The 20,714-nt window shown below is 57.1% G+C and carries 16 protein-coding genes; 15 read left to right on the forward strand and 1 reads right to left on the reverse strand.

What is annotated here, in order from left to right:
• Nucleotides 1-76 precede the first annotated feature (76 nt).
• From rplK to TRM7615_RS23665, 10 genes are all read left to right on the forward strand, one after another.
• A complete protein-coding gene (gene rplK, locus TRM7615_RS23620; RefSeq protein WP_085794049.1) occupies nucleotides 77-502 on the forward strand; it encodes a 50S ribosomal protein L11 in 426 nt (141 codons plus the stop codon).
• A gap of 1 nt (nucleotide 503) precedes the next feature.
• Nucleotides 504-1,202 carry a 50S ribosomal protein L1 gene (rplA, locus tag TRM7615_RS23625; RefSeq protein WP_108792413.1) on the forward strand — a complete coding sequence of 233 codons (699 nt, stop codon included), beginning with the start codon at nucleotides 504-506 and terminating at the stop codon, nucleotides 1,200-1,202.
• Nucleotides 1,203-1,275: 73 nt separating this feature from the next.
• Entirely contained in the window at nucleotides 1,276-2,184 is a 909-nt protein-coding gene (locus TRM7615_RS23630) for a glycosyltransferase family 2 protein (protein ID WP_108792415.1), read from the forward strand.
• Between the two features lie 372 nt (nucleotides 2,185-2,556).
• Nucleotides 2,557-3,075: a 50S ribosomal protein L10 gene (rplJ, locus tag TRM7615_RS23635; RefSeq protein WP_085794052.1), complete on the forward strand. Its 519-nt coding sequence runs from the start codon at nucleotides 2,557-2,559 to the stop codon at nucleotides 3,073-3,075.
• An 81-nt stretch (nucleotides 3,076-3,156) separates the two neighbouring features.
• Nucleotides 3,157-3,531 (forward strand): 50S ribosomal protein L7/L12, encoded by a 375-nt coding sequence (rplL, locus tag TRM7615_RS23640; protein ID WP_085794053.1) that lies wholly within the window; start codon nucleotides 3,157-3,159, stop codon nucleotides 3,529-3,531.
• A gap of 250 nt (nucleotides 3,532-3,781) precedes the next feature.
• A complete protein-coding gene (rpoB, locus tag TRM7615_RS23645; RefSeq protein ID WP_108792417.1) occupies nucleotides 3,782-7,915 on the forward strand; it encodes a DNA-directed RNA polymerase subunit beta in 4,134 nt (1,377 codons plus the stop codon).
• Between the two features lie 49 nt (nucleotides 7,916-7,964).
• Complete coding sequence (gene rpoC / locus TRM7615_RS23650; protein ID WP_108792419.1) at nucleotides 7,965-12,209, forward strand: DNA-directed RNA polymerase subunit beta'; 4,245 nt, start codon at nucleotides 7,965-7,967, stop codon at nucleotides 12,207-12,209.
• A 119-nt stretch (nucleotides 12,210-12,328) separates the two neighbouring features.
• Nucleotides 12,329-12,769 (forward strand): ribose 5-phosphate isomerase B, encoded by a 441-nt coding sequence (gene rpiB / locus TRM7615_RS23655; RefSeq protein WP_108792421.1) that lies wholly within the window; start codon nucleotides 12,329-12,331, stop codon nucleotides 12,767-12,769.
• A 124-nt stretch (nucleotides 12,770-12,893) separates the two neighbouring features.
• A complete protein-coding gene (locus tag TRM7615_RS23660) occupies nucleotides 12,894-13,697 on the forward strand; it encodes a glycosyltransferase (protein ID WP_108792423.1) in 804 nt (267 codons plus the stop codon).
• Nucleotides 13,698-13,699: 2 nt separating this feature from the next.
• On the forward strand, nucleotides 13,700-14,566 hold the full coding sequence (locus tag TRM7615_RS23665) for a DMT family transporter (protein ID WP_108792425.1): 867 nt from the start codon (nucleotides 13,700-13,702) through the stop codon (nucleotides 14,564-14,566).
• Here TRM7615_RS23665 and TRM7615_RS23670 read toward each other — a convergent pair.
• Nucleotides 14,555-15,364, reverse strand: a complete 810-nt coding sequence (locus tag TRM7615_RS23670) for a putative rhamnosyl transferase (RefSeq protein ID WP_108792427.1) — start codon at nucleotides 15,362-15,364, stop codon at nucleotides 14,555-14,557. The two genes, TRM7615_RS23665 and TRM7615_RS23670, sit on opposite strands and share 12 nt — an antisense overlap.
• A gap of 334 nt (nucleotides 15,365-15,698) precedes the next feature.
• Here TRM7615_RS23670 and rpsL point away from each other — a divergent pair, with 334 nt between their 5' ends.
• The 5 genes from rpsL (at nucleotide 15,699) to TRM7615_RS23695 (ending at nucleotide 20,585) form a co-directional block, all read left to right on the forward strand.
• On the forward strand, nucleotides 15,699-16,070 hold the full coding sequence (gene rpsL, locus TRM7615_RS23675; protein WP_005621086.1) for a 30S ribosomal protein S12: 372 nt from the start codon (nucleotides 15,699-15,701) through the stop codon (nucleotides 16,068-16,070).
• A gap of 15 nt (nucleotides 16,071-16,085) precedes the next feature.
• Nucleotides 16,086-16,556 (forward strand): 30S ribosomal protein S7, encoded by a 471-nt coding sequence (gene rpsG / locus TRM7615_RS23680; RefSeq protein ID WP_108792429.1) that lies wholly within the window; start codon nucleotides 16,086-16,088, stop codon nucleotides 16,554-16,556.
• A 21-nt stretch (nucleotides 16,557-16,577) separates the two neighbouring features.
• A complete protein-coding gene (fusA, locus tag TRM7615_RS23685) occupies nucleotides 16,578-18,695 on the forward strand; it encodes an elongation factor G (protein ID WP_108792431.1) in 2,118 nt (705 codons plus the stop codon).
• Between the two features lie 87 nt (nucleotides 18,696-18,782).
• Nucleotides 18,783-19,958: an elongation factor Tu gene (gene tuf, locus TRM7615_RS23690; protein ID WP_108792433.1), complete on the forward strand. Its 1,176-nt coding sequence runs from the start codon at nucleotides 18,783-18,785 to the stop codon at nucleotides 19,956-19,958.
• Nucleotides 19,959-20,294: 336 nt separating this feature from the next.
• Nucleotides 20,295-20,585, forward strand: a complete 291-nt coding sequence (locus tag TRM7615_RS23695) for an NYN domain-containing protein (protein WP_165821521.1) — start codon at nucleotides 20,295-20,297, stop codon at nucleotides 20,583-20,585.
• Nucleotides 20,586-20,714 lie beyond the last annotated feature (129 nt).

The raw sequence follows: 20,714 nt of genomic DNA on the forward strand, positions 1-20,714 counted from the left end.
GCGATCACCAAACCTGACCACGTTAACATGCCCGCCCGGACGCGTTCGGCGCGGAGTTATCAAGGAGATTGGCATAATGGCCAAGAAGCTTGCTGGTACAATGAAACTGCAGGTCCCTGCAGGTCAAGCAAACCCGTCCCCGCCGGTTGGTCCGGCGCTGGGTCAGCGCGGCATCAACATCATGGAATTCTGCAAGGCGTTCAACGCCAAGACGCAGGAAATGGAGCCCGGCGCGCCGTGCCCGACCGTGATCACCTACTATCAGGACAAGTCCTTTACCATGGACATCAAGACGCCGCCCGCGTCTTACTACCTGAAGAAGGCCGCCAAGGTTAAGTCGGGTGCAAACAACCCGTCGCGTGAGACCGTTGGTACCGTGACCGTGGCTCAGGTGAAAGAAATCGCCGAAGCCAAGATGAAAGATCTCAACGCCAACGACATCGAAGGCGCAATGCAGATCATCCTGGGCTCTGCCCGCTCCATGGGCATCGAGGTGAAGTAAGATGGCAAAGCTTGGTAAACGCACCCGCGCTGCGCGCGAAGCTGTCGCTGGCAAGGCAAACTTGTCGGTCGAAGAAGCTGTTGCACTGGTCAAGGCCAATGCAACTTCGAAGTTCGATGAGACCATCGAAATCGCAATGAACCTGGGCGTTGACACCCGTCACGCTGACCAGATGGTTCGTGGCGTGATCGGTCTGCCCAACGGTACAGGCAAAACCATGCGCGTTGCTGTGTTCGCTCGTGGCCCGAAGGCTGAAGAAGCTCAGGCCGCTGGCGCAGACATCGTTGGTGCAGAGGACCTGATGGAAACCATCCAGGGCGGCACCATCGAATTCGATCGCTGCATCGCGACCCCGGACATGATGCCCGTCGTTGGTCGTCTGGGTAAGATCCTGGGCCCGCGTAACCTGATGCCGAACCCCAAGGTGGGCACCGTGACCATGGACGTCAAAGCGGCCGTGGAAGCAGCCAAAGGTGGCGAAGTTCAGTTCAAAGCTGAAAAAGGTGGCGTTGTGCACGCCGGTGTTGGCAAAGCGTCCTTCGACGAAGCCAAGCTGGTCGAAAACGTCCGCGCCTTTGTTTCGGCTGTAGCCAAGGCCAGGCCGTCGGGCGCCAAAGGCACCTACATGAAGAAGATCGCGCTGTCTTCGACCATGGGTCCGGGCGTGACCATTGACGTGGCCCAGGCTGCTGGTGAATAACTAAAGAAAAAGGAGTGCCGCCTGAACTGGGCGGCACTCATCTATTGGCTTCTACTTTCATGCGGCAGGATTGATGGCGAAACAGGCGACTTGGTCCATTGTCACCATTGCGCGTGAGCCAGCGGAAGTCATTCGTCGTTTTGTAGCCTGGCATTTGCATCAAGGTGCAGCCCGCATCGTCATCCACTTTGACGACCCAAACGACCCATGCGTCGACATGGTGTCCCATCTACCTCAAGTCGAAGCTGTCAGGTGCACGCCAGAGTTCTGGAGCACCCTGGGCGTGTCGCGCGAAACCCGCCGTATGAATTTCATTCAGAATGCCGTTCGTAAGCACGGATATGACCGCGCTTCGGAGGACTGGATTTTTCCTGTTGATGCGGATGAGTTTGTGTATGCAGCGCCGGGACGTTCCATTACTGAGCTTCTGACAGAAGCAGCTCCAGAAGAACGATTGTTGCAAATTCGCCCCGCGGAAATTGTGACGGTTGAAACGGGGTCCGGCCACGATGTGTTTCGGCTGCCAATGGAGCGCGAAGACTGCAAGCTTGTTTACCGGGACTTCTGGAAGTACATGGCGCGAAACAAGGGGCTTGCCGGCCACAACGCTGGTAAGTCGTTTATCCGGGGTCAGTTGCCGCCATTCAAAATGCGACCACATTGGATTGAAACCCCCAGCGGCGAGCCGATTGTGGACCGTGTCCTTGATGGTTCGGATGGGTTTTACGTATTGCACTACGTTGACAGCGGGTACGAGGACTGGCGACGCAAGCTGGAGTACCGGGTGCGCTTGAAGGGGTATCGACCGAGACTTCGCACCAAGCTTGCCGATGTATTGGCCACAGGTGACGAAGCGGAAATTCGTCGCCATTACGAGTTGATGCACAGTTTCGACAACGAGCAGGCCGACGTTGCCCGCACGCGCGGCTTGCTGCTCGAGCCGGAACTTGATTTTGATCCGATTGTTAGTCGCTACTTTTGAGGGCGAATTTACGGGGCAGGAAGTTATCCCAGGAGCGCCGACTGTTCAGGTCGAGTTTCGCTCTTGTGGTGTTGAGCGGAAATGCTCCGATCGGTTCGTTTTACCTCTTGGAAACCTGACCGCTCTGCCCTAAGTAGGAGTGCGGAATAAAGCGTGCGATTCGTCGTGCGCTTTATTTTGTTTCGTCCAAGACGGTGGGTGACCTTGCGAAAGGTCTTAATCTCCTGCCTGAGACGGGAAAGACCAATGAGATCGAGGGCTGGACCTTCGGGCGAATTTTGGCTCAACCCCGTATTGCGGACCTAAACGCCGGGATTTCGGTTCCGGCAAATATGAGCCGGGGTGTCTGACACCCCAAACTTGGAGAGAACTGTGGATAGAGCCCAGAAAGAGAAAGTGGTCGAGGAACTCGGCCAAATCTTCGAAAGCTCTGGCGTCGTTGTGGTTGCCCACTACGTCGGTCTGACAGTTGCTGAGATGCAGGACCTTCGCGCACGTGCTCGTGACGCGGGTGGTGCTGTTCGTGTTGCCAAGAACAGGCTCGCCAAAATCGCCCTCGACGGAAAGCCGTGTGAAAGCATCGCCGACCTGCTGACGGGTATGACCGTTCTGACCTATTCCGAGGATCCTGTGGCTGCGGCCAAGGTTGCCGAGGACTTCGCCAAGGAGAACAAAAAGTTCGAAATCCTTGGCGGTGCAATGGGCGAGAACGCTCTGGACCGTGCCGGCGTCGAAGCCGTGTCGAAAATGCCTTCGCGCGAAGAGCTCATCGCTCAGATCGCAAGCTGCATCGGCGCACCCGCTTCGAACATCGCTGGCGCAATTGGCGCACCTGCAAGCAACATCGCAAGCATCCTTTCGACCATCGAAGAGAAGGCGGAAGCTGCGTAAGCGGTTAGCACTGAATGACTGGCGTCGGGATATCCCTAAGACGTTGGAACACACACACTGTAAACGGAAAGAGCTGATACAATGGCTGATCTGAAAGCACTCGCAGAAAGCATCGTGGGTCTGACCCTGCTGGAAGCACAAGAACTGAAAACCATCCTCAAAGACGAATATGGCATCGAGCCCGCAGCAGGCGGCGCAGTTGTCATGGCAGCTGGCGGCGACGCCGGTGGCGCAGCTGAGGAAGAAAAAACCGAATTCGACGTCGTTCTGAAGAACGCCGGCGCTTCGAAGATCAACGTGATCAAAGAAGTTCGCGCTCTGACAGGCCTGGGCCTGAAAGAAGCCAAAGAACTGGTCGAAGCTGGTGGCAAGATCAAAGAAGGCGTCGACAAGGCAGAAGCCGAAGACGTCAAAGGCAAGCTGGAAGCAGCTGGCGCCGAAGTCGAGCTGGCCTAAGCCGCACGACAGATGCGTCGCTGATGCATCGCAAATTTGGCTGGGCCCGGAGAAATCCGGGTCCAGCCGAACCTGTCTTAGAAAGGGCTTTGTCGCCCAAAGCCTTTTCTAAGACGCGGTTCATGGATCGGGAGGCTGCCACTCGGGACGGTGGCCATGAATTGATCCGATCGCGTTGTCTCGAATGGCCAAGCTGCCGGGGCCCGGCGGCAGACTTGACCGGTGAGAACTTGAAAAGGTGACATCTGACATGGCTCAAACGTTCCTTGGCCAGAAACGTCTTCGTAAATACTATGGCAAGATCCGCGAAGTGCTGGATATGCCGAACCTCATCGAGGTTCAAAAATCCTCTTATGACCTGTTCCTGCGCTCCGGCGATGCGGAACTGCCGCTGGACGGCGAAGGCATCAAGGGTGTGTTCCAATCGGTTTTCCCGATCAAGGACTTCAACGAAACCTCTGTCCTGGAGTTCGTGAAGTACGATTTGGAGAAGCCCAAGTACGATGTCGAAGAGTGCATGCAGCGCGACATGACCTACAGCGCCCCGCTGAAGGTGACCCTGCGCCTGATCGTGTTTGATGTCGACGAAGACACCGGCGCCAAGTCGGTCAAGGACATCAAGGAACAAGACGTGTTCATGGGCGACATGCCCCTGATGACGCCGAACGGTACGTTCATCGTGAACGGCACCGAGCGTGTGATCGTGTCGCAGATGCACCGTTCGCCCGGTGTGTTCTTTGATCACGACAAGGGCAAGACCCATTCGTCCGGTAAACTTCTGTTTGCTTGCCGCATCATCCCGTATCGCGGCAGCTGGCTGGACTTTGAATTCGACGCCAAGGACATCGTCTTTGCCCGCATCGACCGTCGCCGCAAACTGCCTGTGACAACCCTGCTCTATGCACTGGGTCTGGACCAGGAAGGCATCATGGATGCCTACTACAATACCGTTTCCTACAAGCTGGACAAGAACAAGGGTTGGGTCACCCCGTTCTTCCCCGAGCGTGTACGCGGCACCCGCCCGACCTATGATCTGGTCGATGCTGGCAGCGGCGAAATCATTGCCGAGGCAGGCAAGAAGGTTACCCCGCGCGCGGTTAAGAAACTGATCGAAGAAGGCACTGTCACCGATCTGCTGGTTCCGTTCGACCACATCGTGGGCAAGTATGTTGCCAAGGATCTCATCAACGAAGAGAACGGTGCGATCTACGTCGAAGCCGGTGATGAGCTGACTCTGGAATACGACAAGGATGGCGACATCATTGGCGGCACCGTCAAGGAGCTGCTGGACAACGGCGTGACCGACATCCCGGTTCTGGACATCGACAACGTCAACGTCGGTCCCTACATGCGCAACACCATGGCCCAGGACAAGAACATGGGTCGCGACACCGCGCTCATGGACATCTACCGCGTCATGCGTCCGGGCGAGCCGCCCACCGTCGAAGCGGCCTCGGCGCTGTTCGACACGCTGTTCTTTGACAGTGAGCGTTACGACCTGTCCGCCGTTGGCCGCGTGAAAATGAACATGCGTCTGGCTTTGGACGCTGAAGACACGCAACGCACCCTGCGCAAAGAAGACATCGTCGCCTGTATCAAGGCGCTGGTTGATCTGCGCGATGGCCGCGGTGACATCGACGACATCGATCACCTCGGTAACCGTCGTGTGCGCTCGGTCGGCGAACTGATGGAAAACCAGTACCGCGTGGGTCTGCTGCGCATGGAGCGCGCGATCAAGGAGCGTATGTCGTCGGTTGAGATCGACACCGTCATGCCGCAGGATCTGATCAACGCGAAACCGGCTGCTGCTGCTGTTCGCGAATTCTTCGGCTCTTCGCAGCTGTCGCAGTTCATGGACCAGACCAACCCACTGTCCGAAGTCACCCACAAACGCCGTCTTTCGGCGCTTGGCCCGGGCGGTCTGACACGTGAGCGTGCGGGCTTTGAGGTGCGCGACGTGCACCCGACCCACTATGGTCGGATGTGCCCGATTGAAACGCCCGAAGGTCCGAACATCGGTCTGATCAACTCGCTGGCCACCTTTGCCCGCGTGAACAAGTATGGCTTCATCGAAACACCTTACCGCGTCGTCAAAGACGCCGAGGTGACCGATGAGGTTCACTACATGTCCGCGACCGAAGAAATGCGCCACACTGTGGCTCAGGCCAACGCGACACTGGACGAAAACGGCAAGTTCATCAACGATCTGGTCTCGACCCGTCAGTCGGGTGACTACACTCTGGCCCCGCGTGAAAACGTGGACCTGATCGACGTGTCCCCCAAGCAGCTGGTCTCGGTTGCGGCCTCGCTCATTCCGTTCTTGGAAAACGACGACGCCAACCGCGCTCTGATGGGTTCGAACATGCAACGTCAGGCGGTTCCGCTGCTGCGTGCCGAGGCACCGCTGGTCGGTACCGGTATCGAAGAAGTTGTGGCCCGTGACTCGGGTGCGGCCTATATGGCAAAACGCGCCGGGATCATCGACCAGGTTGATGCACAGCGTATTGTTATCCGTGCCACCGAGGATCTGGAGCTGGGCGACGCTGGCGTTGACATCTACCGGATGCGCAAGTTCCAGCGTTCGAACCAGAACACCTGCATCAACCAGCGTCCGTTGGTCAAAGTGGGTGACACGGTTCGCAAGGGCGAAGTGATTGCCGATGGTCCGTCCACCGACATGGGTGAGTTGGCTCTGGGTAAAAACGTGGTCGTCGCGTTCATGCCCTGGAACGGCTACAACTACGAAGACTCGATCCTGATCAGCGAACGTATCGCGCGTGATGACGTCTTTACCTCGGTCCACATCGAGGAATTCGAAGTCGCCGCCCGTGACACCAAGCTGGGCCCGGAAGAGATCACCCGCGACATTCCGAACGTCGGTGAAGAAGCGCTGCGCAACCTCGACGAGGCCGGCATCGTTTACATCGGTGCGGATGTTGAGCCTGGTGATATCCTGGTTGGCAAGATCACACCCAAGGGCGAAAGCCCGATGACTCCGGAAGAGAAGCTGCTGCGCGCCATCTTTGGTGAAAAAGCATCTGACGTGCGCGACACCTCGCTGCGCGTAAAGCCGGGTGATTTCGGTACCGTCGTCGAAGTGCGCGTCTTCAACCGTCACGGCGTCGAAAAAGACGAACGTGCTCTGCAGATCGAGCGTGAGGAAGTCGAGCGTCTGGCCCGTGACCGGGACGACGAAATGGCGATCCTGGACCGCAACATCTATGCCCGTCTCAAAGGCATGCTGCTGGGTAAAACCGCCGTCAAAGGCCCCAAAGGGGTTCGCGCCGGTTCGGAAATCACCGAAGAGCTGTTGGACACGCTGATCCGTGGTCAGTGGTGGCAACTGGCCCTGGAAGACGAGCAGGACGCACAGGTGGTCGAGGCTCTGAACGAGCAGTACGAAGTGCAAAAGCGCGCTTTGGATGCCCGCTTCGAAGACAAGGTCGAAAAAGTTCGCCGTGGCGACGACCTGCCGCCGGGCGTGATGAAGATGGTCAAAGTCTTCATCGCGGTGAAGCGTAAGCTGCAGCCGGGTGACAAGATGGCCGGTCGTCACGGGAACAAAGGTGTTATTTCCAAGGTTGTACCGATGGAAGACATGCCGTTCCTGGCCGACGGTACGCCGGTCGACTTCTGTTTGAACCCCCTGGGTGTTCCCTCGCGTATGAACGTTGGTCAGATCCTAGAAACCCATATGGGTTGGGCCGCACGCGGTCTGGGTCTGAACGTCGACGATGCGTTGCAGGAATACCGCCGGTCTGGCGACCTGACCCCGGTTCGTGAGGCGATGCATCATGCCTATGGTGACAACGTCTATGAAGAGGGTCTGTCTGACCTGACCGAGGCTGAGCTGATTGAAGCTGCAGGCAACGTCACCCGTGGTGTGCCGATCGCAACGCCGGTCTTTGACGGTGCAAAAGAGGCAGACGTCAACGACGCGCTGGTGCGTGCTGGCTTCTCGGAAAGCGGTCAGTCGGTTCTGTTCGACGGTCGCACCGGTGAGCAGTTTGCACGTCCGGTGACCGTAGGCATCAAGTACCTGCTGAAACTGCACCACCTGGTCGACGACAAGATCCACGCGCGTTCGACCGGCCCATACTCGCTTGTTACGCAGCAGCCGCTGGGTGGTAAGGCGCAGTTCGGTGGTCAGCGCTTTGGTGAGATGGAAGTCTGGGCTCTGGAAGCTTACGGCGCCGCCTACACCCTGCAAGAGATGCTAACCGTGAAATCGGATGACGTCGCTGGCCGGACCAAGGTCTATGAATCGATCGTCAAGGGCGAGGACAACTTTGAAGCGGGCGTACCGGAATCGTTCAACGTTCTGGTTAAAGAAGTCCGTGGCCTCGGCCTGAATATGGAACTCCTGGATGCGGAGGAAGAGTAGGGGCGGTCACGCCCCAAACTCATCCCATCCCAATTTGTAAGGACGCAAAATGAACCAGGAACTGACGAACAACCCGTTCAACCCGCTGACCCCGCCGAAGGTATTTGACGAGATCAAGGTCTCTCTGGCGTCGCCGGAGCGGATTTTGTCGTGGTCGTATGGCGAGATCAAAAAGCCGGAAACCATCAACTATCGTACGTTCAAGCCCGAGCGTGACGGTCTGTTCTGCGCGCGTATCTTTGGCCCGATCAAAGATTACGAATGCCTGTGCGGCAAATATAAGCGCATGAAGTATCGCGGCGTTGTCTGCGAGAAATGCGGCGTTGAAGTTACCCTCCAGAAAGTGCGCCGCGAGCGTATGGGCCACATCGAGCTGGCCGCGCCCGTTGCACACATCTGGTTCCTGAAATCGCTGCCGTCCCGCATCGGTCTGATGCTGGACATGACGCTGCGTGATCTGGAACGTGTTCTGTACTTTGAAAACTACGTCGTCATCGAGCCCGGTCTGACTGACCTGACCTATGGCCAGATGCTGACCGAAGAAGAGTACATGGATGCGCAGGACGCGTATGGCATGGACGCTTTCACCGCCAACATCGGTGCCGAAGCGATCCGCGAAATGCTGGCTGCCATCGACCTGGAAGCCGAAGCCGAACAGCTGCGTGCTGATCTGGCCGAAGCAACTGGTGAGCTGAAGCCCAAGAAAATCATCAAGCGTCTGAAGGTTGTTGAGAGCTTCCTGGAATCGGGCAACCGTCCCGAATGGATGGTTCTGACCGTGATTCCGGTCATCCCGCCAGAACTGCGCCCGCTGGTGCCGTTGGATGGTGGCCGTTTCGCGACGTCGGATCTGAACGACCTGTACCGCCGCGTCATCAACCGGAACAACCGTCTGAAGCGTCTGATCGAGCTGCGCGCGCCTGACATCATCGTCCGAAACGAAAAGCGGATGTTGCAGGAATCTGTTGACGCTCTGTTCGACAACGGCCGTCGTGGCCGCGTGATCACCGGCGCCAACAAGCGTCCGTTGAAATCGCTGTCGGACATGCTGAAAGGTAAGCAGGGTCGCTTCCGTCAGAACCTTTTGGGTAAGCGCGTCGACTTCTCGGGCCGTTCGGTCATTGTGACCGGTCCGGAACTCAAGCTGCACCAGTGTGGTCTGCCCAAGAAGATGGCGTTGGAGTTGTTCAAGCCGTTCATCTACTCGCGGCTTGAGGCCAAAGGTCTGTCTTCGACCGTGAAACAGGCGAAGAAACTGGTCGAGAAAGAGCGTCCCGAAGTTTGGGATATCCTCGACGAGGTGATCCGCGAACACCCTGTCATGCTGAACCGTGCGCCGACGCTGCACCGTCTTGGCATTCAGGCGTTCGAGCCGGTTCTGATCGAAGGTAAAGCCATCCAGCTGCACCCGCTGGTCTGTTCGGCCTTTAACGCCGACTTTGACGGTGACCAGATGGCTGTTCACGTTCCGCTGAGCCTTGAAGCACAGTTGGAAGCCCGTGTTCTGATGATGTCGACAAACAACGTTCTGTCGCCTGCAAACGGCGCGCCGATCATCGTTCCGTCGCAGGATATGATCTTGGGTCTCTATTATCTGACCCTGGAACGCGAAGGCATGCCGGGCGAAGGCATGGTGTTCGGTTCGATCGAAGAAGTTCAGCATGCGCTGGACGCCGGAGTTGTGCACTTGCACACCAAGATTACCGCGCGGATCACGCAGTATGACGACGAAGGCAACGCGGTTCAGTCACGGTTTGAAACCACCCCGGGCCGTGTTCGTCTGGGCGCACTGCTGCCTGCCAACGCAAAAGCACCGTTCGAACTGGTGAACCGTCTGCTGCGTAAGAAAGAAGTGCAGCAGGTCATCGACACCGTCTATCGTTACTGCGGTCAGAAAGAGTCCGTCATTTTCTGTGATCAGATCATGACCATGGGCTTCCGCGAAGCGTTCAAGGCCGGTATTTCGTTTGGTAAGGACGACATGCTGATCCCGGACGACAAGTGGGAAATCGTGGACGAGACCCGCGATCAGGTGAAAGACTTTGAACAGCAGTACATGGACGGCCTGATCACTCAGGGCGAAAAGTACAACAAGGTTGTCGATGCCTGGTCGAAGTGTAACGACCGCGTCACCGATGCGATGATGGGTTCGATCTCGGACGTTCAGAAGGCCGAAGATGGCTCGGACAAAGAGCCGAACTCGGTCTACATGATGGCCCACTCGGGTGCGCGTGGCTCGGTTACTCAGATGAAACAGCTGGGCGGTATGCGCGGCCTGATGGCCAAGCCAAACGGCGACATCATCGAGACACCGATCATCTCGAACTTTAAAGAAGGTCTGACCGTTCTCGAGTACTTCAACTCGACCCACGGTGCCCGTAAGGGTCTGTCGGATACGGCTTTGAAAACAGCGAACTCGGGTTACCTGACCCGTCGTCTGGTGGACGTGGCGCAGGACTGCATTGTTCGTATGAACGATTGCGGAACCGAAACCGCAATCACCGCCGAAGCGGCTGTCAACGATGGTGAGGTTGTTGCCTCGCTGGCCGAGCGTATTCTGGGTCGTGTCGCGGCCGAGGATATCCTCAAACCAGGCACGGATGAGGTTCTGATTGCTGCTGGTCAGCTGATCGACGAACGCATGTCGGACACCGTTGATGAGGCTGGTGTTGCATCGGCTCGCATCCGCAGCCCGCTGACCTGCGAGGCCGAAGAGGGCGTCTGCGCCATGTGCTACGGCCGTGACCTGGCGCGCGGCACCATGGTTAACACTGGCGAGGCTGTGGGTATCATCGCGGCGCAGTCGATTGGTGAACCTGGTACACAGCTGACGATGCGGACCTTCCACATCGGCGGTGTTGCTCAGGGTGGTCAGCAGTCGTTCCAGGAAGCTGGTCAGGATGGTGTCATCGTCTTCGAAAACGCTCAGATTCTGGCAAACTCGGCAGGTGAAAACCTGGTGATGGGTCGGAACATGAAGCTGATCATCAACGACGAACACGGCGAAGAGCGTGCCAGCTTCAAGCTGGGTTACGGTTCTAAGCTGTTCGTCAAAGAAGGTGATAAGATCGCCCGTGGTGACAAGCTGTTCGAATGGGACCCCTATACCCTGCCGATCATTGCCGAGAAGGACGGTACTGCAAAGTATGTCGACCTGGTGTCCGGTCTCGCCGTGCGCGACGAGACCGACGATGCCACCGGCATGACCCAGAAGATCGTGATCGACTGGCGTGCGGCGCCCAAAGGCAACGAGCTCAAGCCCGAGATCATCCTGGTGGGTGAAGATGGCGAGCCTGTCCGCAACGACGCGGGCAACCCGGTTCACTATCCGATGTCCGTGGATGCGATCTTGTCGGTTGAAGACGGTGACAAGGTTCAAGCAGGTGACGTTGTTGCGCGTATCCCGCGTGAAGGCGCCAAGACCAAGGACATCACCGGTGGTCTGCCGCGTGTTGCCGAACTGTTCGAAGCACGTCGTCCCAAGGACCACGCAATCATCGCCGAGCAAGATGGTTACGTGCGCTTTGGCCGCGACTACAAGAACAAGCGTCGCATCACCATCGAGCCGTCGGACGAGAGCATGGAGCCCGTCGAATACATGGTGCCCAAGGGCAAGCACATTCCTGTCCAGGAAGGTGACTTCATCCAGAAGGGCGACTACATCATGGACGGCAACCCTGCGCCGCATGACATCCTGTCCATCATGGGTGTCGAGGCCTTGGCTGACTACATGATTGACGAGGTTCAGGACGTCTATCGCCTGCAGGGTGTGAAGATCAACGACAAGCACATCGAGGTCATCGTGCGCCAGATGCTGCAGAAGTGGGAGATCCTGGATTCGGGTGACTCCACGCTGCTCAAGGGCGAACACGTGGACAAGCAGGAGTTCGACGCAGCCAACGAGAAGACGTTGGCCCGTGGTGGCCGCCCGGCTCAGGGTGAACCGATCCTGCTGGGTATCACCAAGGCTTCGTTGCAGACCCGTTCGTTCATCTCGGCCGCGTCGTTCCAGGAAACCACTCGTGTTCTGACCGAGGCATCTGTCCAAGGTAAGAAAGACAAGCTGGTTGGCCTGAAAGAGAACGTCATCGTGGGTCGTCTGATCCCGGCCGGTACCGGTGGCGCAACTCAGAGCGTCCGTTCAATCGCAACCGAGCGCGACAACGTCGTGATCGAAGCACGCCGCGAAGAGGCCGAAGCCGCCGCTGCACTGGCTGCCCCGGTCATGGATGGCGACATCATCGGCGACGATGATTTCGACACGCTGGTCGATACGCCCGAAAGCCGCGATTGATCTAATCAATAGCTAACAAAAAAACCCCCGCACTCATGGTGCGGGGGTTTTTCTTTTTTATGGCCCTCTGGTACAGGGGCCGCAGTTCTGATCACCACTCACCACAGACGGACACCGCCATGACACGCATCGTTCTATCCAGCGATCACGCCGCCATCGACCTGCGTCAGACCCTTGCCAAACACATCGAGGCCAAAGGGCATGAGGTTGCCGATATCGGCCCGACCACCACAGAGAGCACCCATTACCCGAAACATGGCGAAGCCGCCGCGCGTCAGGTGGCATCGGGTGAAGCGGACCTCGGCATTATCCTGTGTGGTACTGGCCAAGGCATCATGTTGGCCGCCAACAAAGTCAAAGGCATCCGTTGCGGTGTGTGTGCCGATCCCTTCTCGGCCCGAATGACCCGCGAGCACAACAACGCCAACATGCTGTCCATCGGCGCCCGCGTTGTTGGTGAATCGCTTGCGATCGAGATTGTCGATGCCTTTCTGGACGCAGAGTTCGAGGGTGGCCGACACGCGACAAGGGTCGACATGATTACTGCCATCGAAGGTTGATCCCCAATAGGCACATGAAGATTGACACGGGCAGGCCGACGGGGCTGCCCGTTTTTTCGTTTCGAGGCTTCCATTTTTGATGCGCCCAGTGTCAGGTGGGTGAAATACGCTATGGGATCGAGGTATGCGGAAACTCAATACAATAGGACTGCTGCGGTTTTCAGTACTGACACCGACGTATTATTCGGAACGATTTAAGACACTAGAGGAAACGGCGGCACACATTTTTTCGCCCGAGCGGATGGAGTTGCGGTTTCACTTGTTCGAAAATCTGTGTCTGCCTTCATTGGTTCGCCAGACTGATCCTGAATTCGAAATGATTGTCCTGACGGCTGAATCCATGCCGGATCAGTATCTGGAACGCCTTCTGGACCTGCTGGAACCACTGCCCAACATTCATTGCCGCCCCGTTGGAACCGACAACCACTACAAGCTTTTGCAGGCTGGCTACAACTCTGTCCCAAAAGAGGATTACACTCACCGTGTTCTGTTTCGTTTGGACGATGATGATGCCGTGGACATCAACTTTGTCAAACGGACCAAGAGACTGGCCAATGGAATGCTCAAGCTGCAAACCACGCGCAATCCGTTTGTGATCGCTTACAACCGTGGTTTTTACGTCCGAACAACCGACGGAGAACCTGAGATATTTGACGCCTGCGAACGTGCGCCCTTGTCGACAGGAACGACCCTGGTGGCGCCGGTTCATCACGGAGCAAACCCATACCGTTTCAATCACCGTCATTTCCCGCAGTATTTCAACACATACTCAGATATCTCGGTACCGTCGTTCATACGGACAATTCACGGTGACAACAAATCCAGCCCGGCGCAAATGGGTCTGACACACAAGATGGATGCCGAAGATATCGCCACAGACTTGATGAAACATTTCCAAGTTTCTCTTGATGATCTGAGAAAGCTCTGACCATGGCGCCCAATATTCGTGGTGCGCTCATCATGATGGGCAGCATGGCTGCCTTTACCTTCAACGACGCCATCATGAAGCAGCTCGGTGCCTCTGTGCCGTTGTTCCAACTGATCACCATGCGCGGCGTCTTGACTTGCGCCTTGCTCTACGTGTTGGCGCGCTACCTTGGGAAAGTCGACCTGAGAATCCCGAAGGGAGACCGTTTTCTGGTGGTTGTCCGCTGCGTAGCCGAGGTGGCGACGACCTACTTTTTCCTGAATGCGTTGATGAACATCCCGCTGGCAAACGTGACGGCCGTGCTGCAGGCGCTGCCGCTTACAGTGACCCTTGGGGCGGCGCTGTTTTTTGGCGAGCGTGTTGGCTGGAGGCGGTTTCTGGCCATCGGCATTGGCTTTTGTGGAATGCTGCTCATTGTTCGGCCCGGGCCGGACGGGTTCAACATCTATTCGCTCTATGCCTTGGCGGCGATGCTTTTGGTCACACTTCGCGATCTGGTGACACGCAAGATGTCAGCCGAGGTCCCATCCATGACTGTAACCCTTGCAACGGCCGTGTCGGTTACTGTGGTTGCCGCCGTCGTCTCAACGACTGAAACCTGGGTTCCAGTATCGCTGTCGTTGATGGCGCTGGTCGTCACTGCTGCCGTGTTTGTCCTGCTGGGGTACATGTGCAGCGTGATGGTCATGCGGGTTGGGGACGTGTCGTTTGTTGCGCCGTTCCGCTACACCAGTCTGATTTGGGCGCTTCTGCTTGGCTTTGTTTTGTTCGGGGATTGGCCGGATCCCGTGACCCTGTTGGGCGCAGGCATCGTAGTCGCAACCGGTCTGTTCACGCTGTTCCGAGAGCGAGCCCTGTTACGACGATGAATACAGATCGCGGACAAGGTCGGCGTCGATATTGAACACCTCGCGAAAGTGTTCTTCGCCCAAGGCGTCCAGAGGATCGAGTTCTATCTTCTTGATTCCCGGCCTCTGCCGAGAATCGTTATAGTCATTGTGCCCCCGCACCAACATGTCCTCTCCGGTGAAGGTAACGGTCGGCATCTTCTGGGCCACCTTCACGTGCGAAAAGTTCATCACGCTCAGCCGGTTGCTGGGCTTGAACATCAGCGCAAGCGCGGCCGTTGTATATGGGCCATTTGTGGCCGTCGCGGAAATCCCGTGCGGGCCAGCCTGGGCCAGAAAGCCCTGGTTGAAGTCGATGGCGATCTCGCGGTTCTTGCGCGACAGTTTGCGGACGTCCTGGGCGGCTTCACGCAGGCTTGCCACATAGCGGCGCGCAACTGCATCATCGTCATCCATTCGAAATTGCAAACAAGGCTCGTTGTCAAAATGGCGAACCGAGTTGATGGCATCCTGCATCACTTTGCGGTGCCGACCCGGAGGATGGGCCTGGATCACGGCCTGAGGCATGCCTTCCAGCAAGGCTTCGAGCCTTTGGCGGTAAATGTCCGGCATGCTGTCGCCGATCACGACAAGAAAGGTAAAGTCATCGTCAGTCTGGGTGCGAAGAGGCGGAAGTGTGAAGGCTTCGAACGTGCGAAACCGTTCCTCCATCCGTTCAGTGGCATAGAGATAGGCGATTCTGTCGTCCAGGGTTTCGTGTTCAACCTGAAAGCCACCTTGACCCGGATAAGAAAAGCGGCAAATACCGATGACCTGCAATTTTTGGCTCCTGCCTTGCCTTGAATGCCCGTCGCACTGTTGCAGCGCATCCGTCTCGTGGCAAGCACCGGCCTTGCTGTTGACACCAAGGCCGACTTCCCATATACGCGCGCTATCTCGGCATAGGGGGTCGCCCCGCCGCCGACTTCAGAGATGGAGTGGTCAAGGCCCGAACTCTTTTATCGTTCGCGCCCTCTGAGAACCAACCGCGACGTTCACCTCGGAATGGGAACGTTCGCGGATTTTGCGCTTGTGGACGCACGAACGCAGTAAGTTTAGCCGCACGCAGCGCGCGTGCATGTCATGTGTGTTGCAAAACGGGGAAGAAACCGGAATGCCAACTATTCAACAGCTGATCCGCAAGCCGCGTCAGCCTAAAGTAAAACGCTCGAAGTCCATGCACTTGGAGCAGTGCCCGCAGAAACGCGGCGTCTGCACCCGCGTGTACACCACTACGCCGAAAAAGCCGAACTCGGCTATGCGTAAGGTTGCCAAAGTGCGCCTGACCAACGGATTCGAGGTCATCTCGTACATCCCCGGTGAAAGCCACAACCTTCAGGAGCACTCGGTGGTTCTGATCCGTGGCGGTCGTGTAAAAGACCTTCCCGGTGTGCGTTACCACATCCTTCGCGGTGTTCTGGATACCCAGGGCGTCAAAGACCGTAAGCAACGTCGTTCGAAGTACGGCGCGAAGCGTCCTAAGTAAGAAGGAGAGGCTGATATGTCACGTCGTCACGCCGCCGAAAAACGCGAAGTCCTGCCTGACGCCAAATTTGGCGACAAGGTTCTGACAAAGTTCATGAACAACCTGATGATCGACGGCAAAAAGTCGGTCGCAGAAAAGATCGTCTACAACGCGCTGGACCGCGTTGAGGACAAGATCAAGCGCGCACCGGTCGAAGTCTTCCACGAAGCTCTCGACAACATCAAACCGTCGGTCGAGGTTCGCTCGCGTCGTGTTGGTGGTGCAACCTATCAGGTTCCCGTCGAAGTCCGCCCCGAGCGCCGCGAAGCCCTGGCCATTCGTTGGTTGATCACCGCATCGCGCGGTCGCAACGAAAACACCATGGAAGAGCGCCTGGCCGGTGAACTGCTGGACGCCGTACAGTCCCGCGGTACCGCCGTTAAGAAGCGCGAAGACACTCACAAGATGGCCGAAGCGAACAAAGCGTTCAGCCACTATCGTTGGTAATTCCCAGAGGACATTAGACCAATGGCACGCGAGTATACACTCAACCATTACCGTAACTTCGGTATCATGGCGCACATCGATGCAGGTAAAACCACCTGCTCCGAGCGGATCCTGTACTACACCGGCAAATCCCACAACATTGGTGAGGTCCACGATGGGGCCGCCACCATGGACTGGATGGAGCAGGAGCAGGAACGCGGTATCACCATCACCTCGGCTGCGACCACCACATTCTGGGAACGCACCGAAGACGGTCAGACTGCTGATTCCGAAAAGCACCGCCTGAACATCATCGACACCCCCGGCCACGTTGACTTCACCATCGAAGTTGAGCGTTCGCTGGCGGTTCTCGACGGTGCAGTCTGTGTTCTGGACGCCAACGCTGGTGTTGAGCCCCAGACCGAAACCGTGTGGCGTCAAGCTGACCGCTACAAGGTTCCGCGTATGGTGTTCGTCAACAAGATGGACAAAATCGGCGCTGACTTCTTCAACTGCGTTCACATGATCGAAGACCGCACCGGCGCACGCGCTGTTCCGGTTGGTGTTCCGATCGGGGCAGAAAACGAGTTGGAAGGCCTGGTTGATCTGGTCACCATGGAAGAATGGCTGTGGCAGGGCGAAGACCTTGGCGCGTCGTGGATCAAAGCACCGATCCGCGAAAGCCTGCAGGACATGGCCGACGAATGGCGCGGTAAGATGATCGAAGCGGCCGTCGAAATGGACGACGACGCGATGATGGAATACCTGGAAGGCAACGAGCCCGACGTTCCGACCCTGCGCAAACTGCTGCGCAAGGGTACTCTGGAAATGGCGTTTGTTCCGGTTCTGGGTGGTTCGGCGTTCAAGAACAAAGGCGTTCAGCCGCTGCTCAACGCTGTGATCGACTATCTGCCCAGCCCGCTGGACGTTGTTGATTACATGGGCTTCAAACCCGGTGACGAAACCGAAGAGCGTAACATTGCGCGTCGTGCAGACGACGACATGGCGTTCTCGGGCCTGGCGTTCAAAATCATGAACGACCCCTTCGTTGGCTCGCTGACCTTCACCCGCATCTACTCGGGCACTCTGAGCAAGGGCGACACTCTTTTGAACTCGACCAAGGGTAAGAAAGAGCGCGTTGGCCGTATGATGATGATGCACTCGAACGACCGTGAGGAAATCACAGAAGCGTTCGCGGGCGACATTATCGCGCTGGCAGGTCTGAAAGACACCACAACCGGTGACACGCTCTGTGCACAGAACGATCCGGTGGTTCTGGAAACCATGACCTTCCCCGATCCGGTGATCGAGATCGCGGTTGAGCCGAAAACCAAAGCAGACCAAGAGAAAATGTCTCAGGGTCTGGGTCGTCTGGCTGCAGAAGACCCCTCCTTCCGTGTGGAAACTGACCTGGAATCGGGCCAGACCATCATGAAGGGCATGGGCGAACTTCACCTGGACATCCTGGTTGACCGTCTGAAGCGTGAATTCAAGGTCGAGGCGAACATCGGTGCGCCGCAGGTTGCCTATCGTGAGACCATCTCGAAAGAGGTCGAGCACACCTACACCCACAAGAAACAGTCGGGTGGTTCGGGTCAGTTCGCCGAGGTCAAGATGATCATCTCGCCGACAGAAGCTGGCGAAGGTTACTCCTTCGAGAGCCGCATCGTTGGTGGTGCTGTTCCCAAGGAATACATCCCCGGTGTTGAAAAAGGCATCCAGTCCGTCATGGATAGCGGCCCGCTGGCCGGCTTCCCTGTGATCGACTTCAAGGTTGCTCTGATCGACGGTAAGTTCCACGATGTTGACTCCAGCGTTCTCGCCTTTGAAATCGCAGCTCGTATGGGCATGCGCGAAGGCATGAAGAAAGCTGGTGCGAAACTGCTGGAGCCGGTGATGAAGGTCGAAGTGATCACACCGGAAGAGTACACCGGTGGTATCATTGGTGACCTGACTTCGCGTCGTGGTCAGGTGTCGGGTCAAGAACCGCGCGGCAACGCCATCGCAATTGATGCGTTTGTTCCGCTGGCGAACATGTTCGGCTACATCAACACTCTGCGTTCGATGTCGTCGGGCCGTGCCCAGTTCACCATGCAGTTCGACCACTACGATCCGGTCCCGGGCAACATCTCGGAAGAGATCCAGGCCAAGTTCGCATAAATCCGGGTGGCGGGGTGAACCCCGCCCTACCCACCACCGTAGGGTGGGGATCGCCCCCACCATCCGCAGATAAAGAGGAGCCTAACCATGGCAAAGGAAAAGTTTGAGCGTACAAAACCGCACGTCAACATCGGCACGATCGGCCACGTTGACCACGGCAAGACCACGCTGACCGCAGCAATCACCAAATATTTTGGCGACTTCAAAGCCTACGACCAGATCGACGGCGCGCCGGAAGAAAAAGCACGCGGCATCACCATCTCGACTGCACACGTCGAGTATGAGACCGAGGCACGTCACTATGCACACGTCGACTGCCCCGGCCACGCTGACTATGTGAAGAACATGATCACCGGTGCGGCGCAGATGGACGGCGCGATCCTGGTTGTGAACGCAGCTGACGGCCCGATGCCCCAGACCCGCGAGCACATCCTGCTGGGCCGCCAGGTTGGCATCCCGTACATGGTCGTCTTCATGAACAAAGTTGACCAGGTCGACGACGAAGAGCTGCTGGAACTGGTGGAAATGGAAATCCGCGAGCTTCTGTCGAGCTACGAATACCCTGGCGACGATATTCCGATCATTGCCGGTTCGGCTCTGGCGGCGATGGAAGGCAACAACCCTGAAATCGGCGAAGAGAAGATCAAAGAGCTGATGGCGGCTGTTGACGAATACATCCCGACACCGGCACGTGCTGTTGACCAGCCGTTCCTGATGCCGGTCGAAGACGTGTTCTCGATCTCGGGTCGTGGTACTGTTGTGACCGGTCGTGTGGAACGTGGTGTGATCAACGTGGGCGACGAGATTGAAATCGTTGGCATCCGCGACACCAAGAAAACCACCTGCACCGGTGTGGAAATGTTCCGCAAGCTGCTGGATCGTGGTGAAGCAGGCGACAACATCGGCGCCCTGCTGCGCGGTGTCGACCGTGACGGCGTTGAGCGTGGTCAGGTTCTGTGTAAGCCGGGTTCGGTGAACCCGCACACCAAGTTCGAAGCCGAAGCCTATATCCTGACCAAGGAAGAGGGTGGCCGTCACACGCCGTTCTTCGCGAACTACCGTCCGCAGTTCTACTTCCGTACGACTGACGTCACCGGCACCGTGAACCTGCCCGAGGGCACCGAAATGGTTATGCCTGGCGACAACCTGAAGTTCGACGTTGAGCTGATCGCACCGATCGCGATGGAGCAGGGTCTGCGCTTCGCCATCCGCGAAGGCGGCCGCACCGTCGGCGCCGGCGTCGTGTCGAAGATCACTGAATAATTCGCTCTTGCGAATGATCAGAAGGAAAAGGGCGCCCAAATGGGCGCCCTTTTTCTGTTCATTGGCCTCTGAGCAGGTTGGGGAAACTCTGGGTGCATCCGGGGGTTGAAATTCGAAACTGCGTAGCGCATCAGGGATTCCATGATTTCCTATGTTGCATTCCTAGTTTTTTGTCTTTTCACAAGCCTTTGGCTTTGCTTCAGATTTCGCAAATCGGTTGCGCGATGGGCGGTCGTTGATGGATCGAATGTTATGTATTGGCGGTCGGATAAGCCCAGCCTTGATCCCGTTCGTGACGTTCTTTCAGCGCTGACTGCCCAAGGATTTTAAATTTGCGTGCTCTTTGATGCCAACGCGGGTTATTTGCTTGAAGACTGTTATTTGCATGACGAGGCTTTCGCCAAGAGGCTGAAATTGCCCAAAGAGCAAGTGAAAGTCGTTCCGAAGGGACAGCCGGCCGATCCTTTCATTCTGAATTTTGCTGATCACGCCAAAGCGATTGTTGTCTCTAGAGACAAATTCCGTGACTGGCGTGAAGAGTTCCCATATCTCTCAGAGCCGGGTCGTGTGTTGTCCGGGGGATACGAGATGGATAGGCTGAACCTGAAACCACAGATCGATGTGTAATTGATCCCCCAGCTACTGGATCGGGTGAGGCGGGGAGAGCAGGCTGAGGCAACCTGAAACACCTGCAAACCCACTGCAATCGCCTAAGGCGGCGGTTTCGGTTCGAAAACTCTTGCCACCCCCTTCTAA

The organism is Falsiruegeria mediterranea M17 (genome assembly GCF_900302455.1).
Lineage (GTDB): Bacteria > Pseudomonadota > Alphaproteobacteria > Rhodobacterales > Rhodobacteraceae > Falsiruegeria > Falsiruegeria mediterranea.